The 12114-nt window shown below is 65.3% G+C and carries 13 protein-coding genes and 1 pseudogene; 10 read left to right on the plus strand and 4 right to left on the minus strand.

The genetic code is table 11. The features are described 5' to 3' along the window. Positions 1-405 precede the first annotated feature (405 nt). From AC1DMG_RS14990 to AC1DMG_RS15000, 3 genes and pseudogenes are all read left to right on the plus strand, one after another. Complete coding sequence (locus AC1DMG_RS14990) at positions 406-1590, plus strand: acetyl-CoA C-acyltransferase (RefSeq protein ID WP_477180704.1); 1185 nt, start codon at positions 406-408, stop codon at positions 1588-1590. Between the two features lie 146 nt (positions 1591-1736). Next, positions 1737-1997: pseudogene (locus AC1DMG_RS14995) on the plus strand (hypothetical protein); the annotation flags it as partial. A gap of 193 nt (positions 1998-2190) precedes the next feature. Beyond that, complete coding sequence (locus AC1DMG_RS15000) at positions 2191-3798, plus strand: carboxyl transferase domain-containing protein (protein WP_441604263.1); 1608 nt, start codon at positions 2191-2193, stop codon at positions 3796-3798. Between the two features lie 60 nt (positions 3799-3858). On the opposite strand, the gene AC1DMG_RS15005 is transcribed toward AC1DMG_RS15000, so the two are convergent. Continuing rightward, the gene (locus AC1DMG_RS15005) at positions 3859-4044 is read right to left on the minus strand and encodes a hypothetical protein (RefSeq protein ID WP_441604264.1); all 186 of its coding nucleotides are present in this window, start codon (positions 4042-4044) and stop codon (positions 3859-3861) included. A gap of 134 nt (positions 4045-4178) precedes the next feature. Between AC1DMG_RS15005 and AC1DMG_RS15010 the strand changes: the two genes are divergently transcribed. From AC1DMG_RS15010 to AC1DMG_RS15020, 3 genes are all read left to right on the plus strand, one after another. After that, positions 4179-4526: an ArsR/SmtB family transcription factor gene (locus AC1DMG_RS15010; RefSeq protein WP_441604265.1), complete on the plus strand. Its 348-nt coding sequence runs from the start codon at positions 4179-4181 to the stop codon at positions 4524-4526. 6 nt (positions 4527-4532) lie between these two features. Beyond that, positions 4533-5486 (plus strand): SRPBCC domain-containing protein, encoded by a 954-nt coding sequence (locus AC1DMG_RS15015; protein WP_441604266.1) that lies wholly within the window; start codon positions 4533-4535, stop codon positions 5484-5486. A gap of 137 nt (positions 5487-5623) precedes the next feature. Continuing rightward, the gene (locus AC1DMG_RS15020; RefSeq protein WP_441604267.1) at positions 5624-6532 is read left to right on the plus strand and encodes a tetratricopeptide repeat protein; all 909 of its coding nucleotides are present in this window, start codon (positions 5624-5626) and stop codon (positions 6530-6532) included. A gap of 4 nt (positions 6533-6536) precedes the next feature. Here the strand turns inward: AC1DMG_RS15020 and AC1DMG_RS15025 are convergent, their stop codons facing one another. Genes AC1DMG_RS15025 through AC1DMG_RS15035 form a run of 3 tightly spaced genes read right to left on the minus strand, consistent with a single transcriptional unit; the run spans position 6537 to position 8919 of the window. Beyond that, positions 6537-6836: a DUF6587 family protein gene (locus AC1DMG_RS15025; RefSeq protein ID WP_441604268.1), complete on the minus strand. Its 300-nt coding sequence runs from the start codon at positions 6834-6836 to the stop codon at positions 6537-6539. Further along, complete coding sequence (gene feoB, locus AC1DMG_RS15030) at positions 6833-8677, minus strand: ferrous iron transporter B (RefSeq protein ID WP_477180705.1); 1845 nt, start codon at positions 8675-8677, stop codon at positions 6833-6835. Before feoB ends, AC1DMG_RS15025 begins: the two co-directional genes overlap by 4 nt. Then, a complete protein-coding gene (locus AC1DMG_RS15035; protein ID WP_441604270.1) occupies positions 8674-8919 on the minus strand; it encodes a FeoA family protein in 246 nt (81 codons plus the stop codon). The genes feoB and AC1DMG_RS15035 overlap by 4 nt, the downstream gene beginning before the upstream one ends. Before the next feature lie 266 nt (positions 8920-9185). Here AC1DMG_RS15035 and AC1DMG_RS15040 point away from each other — a divergent pair, with 266 nt between their 5' ends. The 4 genes from AC1DMG_RS15040 to AC1DMG_RS15055 all read left to right on the plus strand — a co-directional run bounded on the left by AC1DMG_RS15040 (position 9186) and on the right by AC1DMG_RS15055 (position 12092). Then, on the plus strand, positions 9186-10232 hold the full coding sequence (locus tag AC1DMG_RS15040) for an MBL fold metallo-hydrolase (protein ID WP_441604271.1): 1047 nt from the start codon (positions 9186-9188) through the stop codon (positions 10230-10232). Positions 10233-10306: 74 nt separating this feature from the next. Continuing rightward, entirely contained in the window at positions 10307-11101 is a 795-nt protein-coding gene (locus AC1DMG_RS15045) for an enoyl-CoA hydratase-related protein (protein ID WP_441604272.1), read from the plus strand. 43 nt (positions 11102-11144) lie between these two features. Further along, positions 11145-11537: a VOC family protein gene (locus tag AC1DMG_RS15050; RefSeq protein ID WP_441604273.1), complete on the plus strand. Its 393-nt coding sequence runs from the start codon at positions 11145-11147 to the stop codon at positions 11535-11537. Between the two features lie 36 nt (positions 11538-11573). Continuing rightward, entirely contained in the window at positions 11574-12092 is a 519-nt protein-coding gene (locus AC1DMG_RS15055) for a cupin domain-containing protein (RefSeq protein ID WP_441604274.1), read from the plus strand. Positions 12093-12114: the final 22 nt, after the last annotated feature.

The following is a 12114-nucleotide window of genomic DNA, read 5'->3' on the forward strand; positions in this document are numbered from 1 at the left end:
GGTGGAGGCCGGTGGCGGCGCCGGAGCCGGCGCGGGTGCCGGCGCGGGTGCCGGCGCGGGTGCCGGCGGCGAGGGTCTGGTGTTGCCACCACCGCCGCCTCCGCAGGCGCTCAGCCCCAGAGCCAGGCAGACCCATACCGCGCCACGACGGTACCGAAACCCCTGCATCACCGTATTCATAAGGCCCCCGCCCCACTGAATCACGTTCAAGATGACTGCCCTGCGCGCGTCTCCCTGGTATTGGCCACGCGCGCCTCCATATTTGCACAACGAAATCGCAACTAAATGCCTGCAAGATCCCGCTGGTATCGCAAAGAGGGCCGGTTTGCCCCGGTTACTGGCGGGCTGCGATAATTCTCGGATTAAACCGGGGCCTCGCCCCATCAAGTACTTGCGGAGATCCCCATGTCGGACGTCAGCGTTGTCATCGTCGGTGCCAAGCGCACTGCCATTGGCTCCTTCCTCGGCCAGTTCACCGGCGTACCCACCCCCACCCTGGGTGCCACCGCCATTCGTGCCGCGATCGAGCAGTCCGGTCTGGCCCCCGCCGATGTCAGCGAAGTCATCATGGGTTGCGTGCTGCCGGCCAACCTCGGCCAGGCCCCTGCCCGCCAGGCCTCCCTGGGCGCCGGCCTGCCGGTGGCCGTCGGTTGCACCACCATCAACAAGGTCTGCGGCTCGGGCATGAAGGCCCTGATGCTGGGCCATGACCTGATCAAGGCCGGTTCGGCCTCGGTGGTGGTCGCTGGCGGCATGGAGTCGATGACCAATGCACCGCATATGGTCAATGCGCGCACCGGCATCCGCTACGGCGATGGCACCCTGGTCGACCACATGGCGTGGGATGGCCTCACCAACCCGTACGACGGCAAGGCCATGGGTGTGTTCGGCGAGCTGTGCGCCGACAAGTACCACTTTACCCGCGAGGAGCAGGACACCTATTCGAAGGAGTCGGTGGACCGCGCCAAGGCCGCCCAGGCGAACGGCGCATTCGCCGGCGAAATCGTTCCGGTCACCGTCTCCAGCCGCAAGGGCGACATCACGGTCGACACCGATGAGCAGCCGGGCCGTTCGGACACCAGCAAGATCTCGTCGCTGAAGCCGGCGTTCCGCAAGGAGAATGGCACCATCACGGCTGCCAGCTCTTCGAGCATCTCCGATGGCGCCGCCGCACTGGTGCTGTTGTCAGYCGATGACGCAAAGACGCGTGGGCTCAAGCCGCTCGCTCGCATCGTCGCCCACGCGACCCATTCGCAGGAACCGGAGTGGTTCACCACCGCGCCGGTCGGCGCACTGCATAAGGTGTTGGAGAAGGCCGGCTGGAAGGCCAGCGACGTCGACTTGTTCGAAGTCAACGAAGCCTTCGCCGTGGTGGCCATGGCTGCGATGCGTGAGCTGGACATCGCGCGCGACAAGATCAACGTCAACGGCGGCGCCTGTGCATTGGGCCATCCGATCGGCGCCAGCGGTGCCCGCCTGGTGGTCACCCTGCTCAATGCTTTGAAGACCCGCGGCCTCAAGCGCGGCGTGGCGTCGCTGTGCATTGGTGGTGGCGAAGCCACGGCCGTTGCGGTGGAACTGCTCGACTAAGCCCTTGATTGGCGGTCCCACCGGTGGCCGCCGATGAAAGCGGGGTTAACCATTTTTGCCCGTTCACACAAAGATGTGGCGGATTTTCCGCGAAAGCGCTATTAATACGCCCGCCAAACGGCATTCCACGGCAAAGGAGATTCAACATGAAGTTCACGCGTACCCTTCTCGCCTCTGCGCTCGTCGCGCTGCTGGCGGCTTGCAGCAACGGCGCGCAGGATTCCGCGCAGGACGCTCAGAAGTCGGCTGACCAGGCTCAGCAGGCTGCTGACCAGGCTCAGAAGGCTGCTGCTGCTCCGGCAGAGGCTCCGGCCGCAGCTCCCGCTTCGACCGCTGCTGCTCCGGCCGAACAGCCTGCGCCGACCCCGGCTTCGACCGCTGCTGCTCCGGCTGCTGCTTCGACCGCTGGTCACTAAGTACACTCGTGTACTTCTAAAACCGGCCGCCTTGTGCGGCCGGTTTTTTTTTGCCCCATGCAAAGGCAGCGGCCAGTCTTTGTGCGTAAGTGAAAGTACGTGCCCCTTCTATGCTGCGACGCCGATTTAGCCCTCGGCCATGGGCCGCTATGATCGACGTTTCCCACCAAGGCAGCCTGAGCCCATGAGTGTCATTGCGTCGCAGATCGACCCCCGCGCCCCGGATTTCCAGGCGAGCAGCGCGCAGCTGAAGGGACTGGTGGACGACCTGCACCGTGAGCTGGCTCGCAGTGCGGAAGGCGGCGGCGAGAAGGCCCGCGCCAAGCACACGGCCCGCGGCAAGCTGCTGCCGCGCGAACGCATCCGCGCCCTGCTCGATCCGGGCTCGCCCTTCCTCGAGCTCTCGCCACTGGCCGCCCATGGCATGTACGACGATGCCGCGCCGGCAGCCGGCATCATCACCGGCATCGGCCGGGTCAACGGCCTGGAAGTGGTCGTGGTCGCCAACGACGCCACGGTCAAGGGCGGCACCTATTTCCCGATCACGGTGAAGAAACATCTGCGGGCGCAGGAAGTCGCGCTGGAAAACCGCCTGCCCTGCATCTACCTGGTCGACTCCGGCGGCGCCTTCCTGCCGCTGCAGGACGAGGTGTTTCCGGACAAGGAGCACTTCGGCCGCATTTTCTACAACCAGGCACGCATGTCGGGCCTGGGCATTCCGCAGATCGCCGTGGTGATGGGCTCGTGCACCGCCGGCGGCGCCTATGTGCCGGCCATGAGCGACGAGACCATCATCGTGCGCGAGCAGGGCACGATCTTCCTGGGTGGCCCGCCGCTGGTGAAGGCCGCCACCGGCGAAGTGGTCGATGCCGAGGCGTTGGGCGGCGCGGATGTCCATACGTCTATTTCGGGTGTCGCCGATCATTACGCCGAGAACGACGCGCACGCGCTCTCCATCGCGCGGGACATCGTCGCCAGCCTCAACCGCAAGAAAGACATGCCGCTGGCCCTGCGCGCGCCCTGCGAGCCGCTGCACGCCGCCGAGGAACTGTACGGAGTGATCCCGCAGGATAGCCGGCGCCCGTTCGATATCCGCGAGGTCATCGCACGCATCGTGGACGGCTCGGAGTTCCACGAGTTCAAGGCCCGCTACGGCAAGACCCTGGTATGCGGCTTTGCGCATATCCACGGCTATCCGGTAGGCATCATCGCCAACAACGGCATCCTGTTCTCCGAGTCGGCTCTCAAGGGCGCGCACTTCATCGAACTGTGCAACCAGCGCAACGTGCCGCTGGTATTCCTGCAGAACATCACCGGCTTCATGGTCGGCAAGAAATACGAGAACGCGGGCATCGCCAAGGACGGCGCCAAGATGGTGACCGCGGTGGCGTGCTCGCACGTGCCCAAGTTCACCGTGGTGATCGGTGGCAGCTTCGGTGCCGGCAATTACGCCATGTGCGGCCGCGCGTACGGCGCACGCTTCCTGTGGATGTGGCCAAACGCGCGCATCAGCGTGATGGGCGGCGAGCAGGCCGCCTCGGTGCTGGCGACGGTGCGCCGTGACGGCATCGAAGCGAGCGGCAAAAGCTGGAGCGCGGAGGAAGAAGAAGCGTTCAAGGCGCCGATCCGCGACCAGTACGAACGCCAGGGCCACCCCTACTACGCCAGCGCGCGCCTGTGGGATGACGGCATCATCGATCCAGCCGATACGCGCCGCGTGCTCGGCCTGGCGATCTCCGCCTCGCTCAATGCGCCGATCGAACCGCAGCGCTACGGCGTGTTCCGCATGTAAGCGTCAACGTTCGCCTGGCCACAAGGGCGGGCGAACGAGTTCAGGTCACGCTTGAGGCATTCAGCGCGGAACGCGCAACGAGGACTCGCGCAAGGCGGTCTCGTGATCCACTTCGTCGTGCCCGGCGATGTCCAAGGTGTCGACCACGTTGTGGCCGGCCGGATGGTGGACATGCGTCGGCGAAATGATCACATCGGAGAGATCGCCGTCGGGCACGGCCGTCTCGGTGTTGGGCGTGTGCTGCATGGGTGGCTCCTGAGTAACCGCGCGAGTTTAGCGATCTGTCGTCTCATCCGCACCGAGGGCACGCACAGGGCCTGGTCGGCCCACATTCAACCAAACGGTTGACATTCGACTGAGCGAGGCGGATATTCAACTCCATGGTTGAATATCCGATGCCCACCCTGGACACCGTCTTCCAGGCCCTCACCGACGGCACCCGCCGCGCCATGTTGCGCAGCCTGGCCGACGGCGACCGCAATATCGGCGAACTGGCCGCGCCGTTCGCGATGTCGCTGGCCGCAGCCTCCAAGCATGTGAAGGTGCTGGAGCGCGCGGGCCTGGTGCGCCGTCTGGTCAAGGGTCGCACCCATATCTGTCGTCTGGAACCGGGGCCGCTCGCTGCCGCCGATGAATGGCTGCGCTTCTACGAGCAGTTCTGGAACCGCAAACTCGATGCGCTCGAGGCCTTGCTCGAGGCCGAGGACAGCGCCCTGCCCAAAAGGTAATTGTCGATGAGCACGCTACGAACCCTGCGCATCTCCCGCCATTTCGACGCCAGCCCGGAACGCGTCTTCGATGCATGGCTCGATCCCGCCACCGCTGGCCGCTGGCTCTATTCCGCGCCAAACGGCGAGATGGTGAAAGTGGATATCGACGCGTGCGTCGGTGGCCATTTCAGTTTTATCGACAGGCGCGATGGCGAAGACGTCGAGCATGTCGGCGAGTATCTGGAAATCGATCGGCCGCGGCGGCTCGTCTTCACCTTTGCGGTGCCCAAGTATTCCGAGGCCACTACGAAGGTCAGCATCGACATCGTCCCGTCCGGATCCGGTTGCGAACTGCGCATGCTGCATGAAGGCGTGTTGCCGGAATGGGCCGATGCGACGCAGGAAGGCTGGGGTGGCATCCTCGCCAAGCTCGCACAAAAGCTGCAGCGCGATCCCCCGCGCCAGTTGCTTGCCGCAGACACGGCGCGTTTCGAACGCCTGCTGCCAGGACCGATCGAGCGTGTGTGGTCCTATCTCACCGAATCGGACAAGCGCGCGCAATGGCTGGGCAGTGGCGCGATGGAGCAACGCGTGGGCAGCGAATTCCAGCTGCGCTTCGATCACGCCCAACTGTCGCAGACGCCGCTGCCGCCGCCAGCCCGATTCGCATCGATCGCTGCCGGCAAGACCACCCATCACCGCGTCATCGCCTGCGAGCCGCCAACCCTGCTGGCGATCTCCTGGGGCGATGCACAGGAGCCTTCGGAAGTCAGCTTCGAGCTCGCACCCGCAGGTGAACAGGTTCGCCTCACGGTGACGCACAGCAAACTCAAGGCCACCGATATCGCCGGCGTCAGCGGCGGCTGGCATACCCACCTCAATATCCTGGAGGATCGTCTGGACGGCCATTTGCCGCAGCCGTTCTGGCCGGTCTTCAGCCATCTGCTGGCGCGCTACGAACAACTCCCCCATCGCTGACGGGGTGGGCGATCGACAGGTTGCCGGCGCGCTTTCCTGCGATGCGCCCGCCGGCAACCATGCGATTGAATGGCGCCACGGTTGGGAGTAATTTCGACTCGCTGCTCCACCCCAGGCAGACGATGCGAGGTGTCGCCATGACCGTGCGAAATCACCTGTTGCAAGCGCCGTTCTCCGCCATCCTGCTGGCCGGGTTGTGGCTCTCCCCTGCCCTGCATGCCACGGACACTGCGCTGCCCACTATCCCCATCGACACGAAGGCGCCGCCGCCGAAAGTGGTGAGCTACAGGGCCACGCCGGACGTCCCCACCAGCCGCACCGATCCGTTCAATCGACCGGAAGACGACGGCCGTCCTGGCGAATACTTTTTCTATCTTGGCGCGCTGGCCAACCAGAAGCACGACTACGAGCACGCCATCGCGATGTACAAGGTGTCTGCCTCGTGGGCGTACAAGCCGGCCGAATACAACCTGGGCGTGATGTATCTCAACGGCCACGGCTCGCCGGTCGACCTGCCGCGTGCCATGGCCTGGTTCGCACTGGCCGCCGAGCGCAACGAAACGCAGTACGTCTACGCCAAGCAATTGCTCTACGCGAATATGACGCCGGAGCAGTTCGAACAGGCCAATGTGATATGGCGCGAACTGTTGCCGACTTATGGCGACGCCACCGCACTGGTGCGGGCCAAGGCGCGCTGGCGTGAGGTGCTGATGTCGGCGACCGGCTCGCGCGTGGGCTCGGCAGCGCCACACCTGGTCGTGGGTGGCACCACCGGCAGAAACAGCCACGAGTCGCCGATCAGCTATGACGTTGGCAACGGTGGCATGCAAGCCTTCACCGCCGGTGAAGTCACCGGCGTGCATCAGACGGATGGCGTCATCGCCTATGAACAGTTGCGCGCCAGCGATGACCCGTACGATCCGAAGTTCGCCTCTTACCTGCTCTCGGGCACGGTGACGGTGGGCATTCTTACGCCGGTCAAGTCGGACGACCCGGCAACGCACAAGATCAATCCGCCGATGGAACTGCCGGGGAACCGTCAGTAAGTTGCTACTTGCCGCGCGGACGGAAATGAAGAGGCTGCACGTCGCGCGCGGCAGCCGGCGGCTTGGGACCGCAAGAGCCACAGGTATCGCAACCATCGCTGCAATTGCCGCTGGCCTGCTTGGGCTGCAGGCGGTGTGCCAGCGCACGCTGCCATGCCGCGCTGCCCTGCCGGTCAAGACGCAGCGCCAGCGATGCCAGCCAGCGGCTGGTCAACTTCGGCGCCAGTTTACGTAGCGTGATCCATGCGCTGATCAGCACGATCGCGCCGATGATCACGTATTGCACGAGCAACCCAGTACTCATGTCAGCCAGCTTGTGATCTGGTAAGTGAGGAACGAGGCGACATACGCCACCACGAACATGTAGCCAAACGAGATGCCCACGTTGCGCCACGAGTTGGTCTCGCGSCGGATCACCGCCAGCGTGGAAATGCACTGCGGCGCRAACRCGAACCACRCCAGCACCGACARCGCGSTGGCCAGCGAGAAGTTGGCCGCCAGCGCCTGCGCCAGGCCGGCGCCATCGGCACCGTCGCCACCGACCGCATACACCGTGGCGAGCGCGGCCACGGCGGTTTCACGCGCGGCAAAAGCGGGAATCAACGACACGCTGATCTGCCAGTTGAAACCCAGCGGCGCAAAGATGAATTGCAGGCCGCGCCCCATGTAACCAGCGAAGCTGTAGTCGATCGCGGGACCGGTGGCGCCTGCCGGCGGCGACGGGAACGTGGACAGAAACCACATCAGCACGGTCAGGCCGAGGATGATGCCGGTGAGTCGCTTGAGGAAGATCGTGCCGCGCTCCCACAAGCCCAGTCCCACATCGCGCAGCTTGGGCAGCCGATACGACGGCAGCTCCATCAGCAAGGCGTGCTCACTGCGATCGCGGCGCAGCTTCTTCATCACCCAGCCCACCAGCATCGCGCCAAGAATGCCTGCCGCATACAACGCGAACAGCACCAGGCCCTGCAGGTTGAAGATGCCCAGCACGCGATGAGTGGGTATGAACGCACCGATCAACAGCGCATAGACGGGAAGACGCGCGGAACACGTCATCAACGGCGCGACGAGGATCGTCGACAGGCGATCGCGTGGGTCGGTGATGCTGCGCGTGCCCATGATGCCGGGAATGGCGCAGGCGAAGCTGGAAAGCAGCGGAATGAAGGAACGCCCGGTCAGCCCCACCGACACCATCAGGCGATCGAGCAGGAAGGCTGCGCGCGGCAGGTAGCCGGACTCCTCCAGCACCAGGATGAAGAAAAACAGCACCAGGATTTCCGGCAGGAAGCCGATCACCGTGCCGAGGCCGCCGAACACGCCGTCGACCAGCAGGCTCTGCAGCGGACCGGCCGGCATCCACGCGGTGGCGTGCTCGCCCAGCCAGCCGAAGCCGTCGCCGATCAGATCGGTCATCGGCTTGCCGGCGGCATACACCGCCTGGAACACCAGGAACATCACCAGGGCAAGAATGGCCAGGCCGAACACGGGATGCAGCGCCCAGCGGTCGAGCGCGTCGTCGATCTCCGCCGTGGCGCGCGGCATGGTCACGGTGGCTGTCATCAGCTCGCGCACCTGCACATGCAGATCGGCGCGGCTTTCGGCGTCATCGGACTGCGCGGGCGCGGCCTGCGGAATCTCACCGTCCACCTGGGCGATCAGCGCTCTTACGCCGTCGCGTTTCACCGCAACGGTTTCCACCACGGGAATGCCCAGGCGTCGCGCCAGTTCCGGCACGTCGATGACGATGCCGCGGCGACGCGCCGCATCCATCATGTTGAGCGCCAGCACCACGGGGCGACCGAGGCGCTTCACTTCGAGCACGAAGCGCAGGTGCAGACGCAGGTTGGTGGCATCGGCTACGCAGACGATCAGATCGGGAACGGCCTCGCCCGGATAATTGCCTTCCAGCACGTCGCGCGTGATCTGCTCATCGGGGCTGGTGGCGTCAAAGCTGTAGGTGCCGGGCAGGTCGAGCAGCTGCAGCACGCGGCCGGAAGGCGCCGTGAATCGGCCTTCCTTGCGTTCCACCGTGACGCCAGCGTAGTTGGCCACCTTCTGGCGACCGCCGGTGAGCTGGTTGAACAGTGCGGTCTTGCCGCAGTTGGGATTGCCGACCAGGGCGATACGCAGCGTGCCCGCACTCATCCAGCGTTCTCCGACTGGACCTGCACGCGCTCCGCCTCTTTGCGGCGCAACGCGAAGCGCGTCGAGCCGATCTGGATCAGCAAGGGATCTGCCCCCAGCGGGCCCTGCGCCACCACGCGGACCGGCTCGCCCGCCACGAAGCCCAGGTCGCGCAGGCGCTGCGCAATCGGGTCGGAAGCGTGAGCATCATCCACTCGGTCCACCACGGCAGTAGCCCCTTTCGGAAGATCGGACAGGCGCACTGGTCACCAACTTAAATAAGAATGGTTCGCATTGTACATGAGCCATCCGGGTACTGCAGCGCGGCCGGATGCCGCCTATAGGCCCGTTAAGCCGCAAGAACATGGGGCTGAACCGCCACCATCGAGGCCGCCTTGGAACTGGCAGCCACCGCCCCGATAGCAGTGAGGCAGGCCATCGCAAGCCACTGCGACGCCGCTACCCCATGGATACCGAGGTTCACATGGCTCTATTCGCCAGACACGCAAGCGGGTTACGTCTCGAACGCATGCAAGCTTCCTCGCAGTACGCCGGCGAAGCCTTTGCCAATACCTATCCGTCCAGCACACCGCGCGTGGCCGACGACAAGCCTTCGCTGGTCGATTTCATTTTCCACGGCGAAGGACGCACGCCACCCCGGCCACTGCCCTCGCTCGATCCGCGTGCCGCGTGGACGCGCCCGGTGGAAACCGGCCTGCGCAGCACCTGGCTTGGCCATTCCACCGTGCTGCTGGAAATCGACGGCGCGCGCGTGCTCACCGATCCGGTCTGGGGTGAGCGTGCCTCGCCGTTTTCATTCATGGGCCCAAAGCGCTTCCAGCCCGTGCCGGTGGCGATCGACAAGCTGCCGCCGCTGGATGCCGTGCTGATCTCGCACGATCACTACGACCATCTCGATTACCCGAGCATCCGCGCGCTGGCGAAGCTGGACGTGCCCTTCATCACCTCGCTGGGCGTGGGCGTGCACCTGGAAGCCTGGGGCGTGCCTGCCGAGCGCATCACCGAACTGGACTGGTGGGAAAGCACCACGCTGCCGTGCGGACTCACCCTCACTGCCGCGCCGTCGCACCACTTCTCTGGCCGCAGCCTGCACGATCGCAATGCCACGCTGTGGTCGTCCTTCGTGTTGCGCGGCGAACGCCATGCGGTGTTCTTCAGCGGCGACACGGGCCTGTCGCCGCATTTCAGCGAGATCGGCGAACGACTCGGGCCGTTCGACCTGGTGATGATCGAAGTGGGCGCGTTTCACCCGTCGTGGGGCAGCGTGCACCTGGGCCCCGACAATGCCATCAGCGCGTGGCGCCAGTTGGGCAGCGGCCGCTTTCTGCCGGTGCACTGGGGCACCTTCAACCTGGCCATGCATCCATGGGCCGAGCCGGCCGAGGTCTTGCTGGCCCGGGTCCCGGAGGGCCTGGTGATGCCCCGCCTGGGCGAGGCGATCGAACCTGCGCAGTTTGAAACGGTGCAACCGTGGTGGCGCGAACTGAGCGCCGAACACTCCAAGGGATGCGCACGGCAAGCCGCCGAATTCCTGGTGCTGCCGGCCAAGGACTAAGCCCCGCATCCCCGGCCCACGAGATGGTCGGGGATGGTTCGGTTTACGATGGCGCTCCCCAGCAGGAGCTTTCCATGGCCAGCAGCATCCAGATCGCCGATCACGGCAGCGTGCGCCGCATCGCACTGAATCGCCCGCAGGTGCACAACGCCTTTGACGACGGCCTGATCGCGGAGCTTACCGAGGCGCTGCAGCAAGCCGGCGCGGACAGCGCGGTACGTGCCGTGGTGCTCACCGGCGAAGGCGCCAGCTTTTCCGCCGGCGCGGATCTCAACTGGATGCGCGGGATGGCCGGCGCGAGCGAAGCGGAGAATCGCGAGGATTCGCTGCGCCTCGCGACCCTCATGCGCACATTGCAATACCTGCCCAAGCCCACCATCGCCCGCGTCAACGGCGCGGCGTATGGCGGCGGCGTGGGCCTGGTGGCGTGCTGCGATATCGCCATCGGCGTGGACAGCGCGCGCTTCGGCCTTACCGAAGTGAAACTCGGCCTGGTGCCGGCAGTGATTTCGCCGTATGTCATTCACGCCATCGGCTTGCGACAGGCGCGTCGCCTGTTTGTCACGGGCGAGTTGTTTGATGCCGCCACGGCGCTGCAGATCGGCCTGCTTCATCAGTGCGTGCCTACCGATCAACTGGATAGCGCGGTGGACGCTGCGGTTGCGTTGCTTTCAAAGGCCGGACCGGTGGCGCAGGCGCAAGCCAAGCAGCTGGCGTTGCGCATGGCCGGCGCCGATGCGGCGCAAGCGGAAACCACCGATCGCGAAAACGCTGCGCTGATCGCGCGCCTGCGTGTATCGGCAGAAGGTCAGGAAGGGTTGGGCGCGTTCCTGGCCAAACGTGCTGCTGCATGGTGTGCGGCAGACTGATACGTCACCCCCGTTGACCGATTCTTTCGTCAGGAGCGACACGATGATCGACCATGTCGGATTGCAGGTTTCCGGTTACGAACGCAGCCGCGAGTTCTACCGCAAGGTGCTCGCCACGCTGGGCGGCGACTTGGTGATGGAGGTAACCGAGGAGCAGACGGGCGACGGTTCGCACGCCGGATTCGGCATCGCCGGGCGCCCGACGTTCTGGATTGGCACCTCGCAGACCGCCCACGCCAGCGGCGCCGTGCACGTGGCATTCACGGCCCCCAACCGCGCTGCCGTGATGGCTTTTCATCGCACCGCCATGGAGGCGGGCGCCACCGACAACGGCGCGCCGGGCCTGCGTCCGCATTACCACGAGCACTACTACGGCGCCTTCGTGCTCGACCCCGATGGCCACAATATCGAAGCGGTCTGCCACCAGCCGGGCTGACGCCGCAGACAACGACCACTCCATGGAGACCACGCCATGACGCATCCGATCATCAATATCGCCGACGTCCAGCTGCAGCCGTTTCCGCCGGGCATGGGTCCCACCGGCGACACCGCCGAGCGTTTCGAAGCGCGCATGGGTCGCTTCGGTCCACAGATCGGCGCAAAAAAACTGGGCTATAACATCACCGCGGTGCCGCCCGGCAAGCGTGCGTTTCCGCTTCACTGTCATCGCGTCAACGAGGAAATGTTCTTCATCATCGAAGGCAGTGGCGAAGTGCGCTTCGGCGAGGAACGCTATCCGATCCGCGCGGGCGACGTCATCGCCTGCCCGCCCGGCGGCCCGGAGAAAGCGCATCAGATCATCAATACCGGCGCGACCGAGATGCGCTATCTCGCAGTGAGCACCAAGGAGTCGCCGGAGATTTGCGAATACCCCGATACCGGCAAGATCGGCATCCTGGCGGAATATCCGCCGGCGGCCGATGGCACGCCGCAGGGCTTTCGCATGGTGACGCGGGCCGATATGCAGGTGGGGTACTGGGACGGGGAGTAAACCCCTCAGTCCTGTGGGAGCG

The organism is Dyella sp. 01N36, from assembly GCF_056399745.1.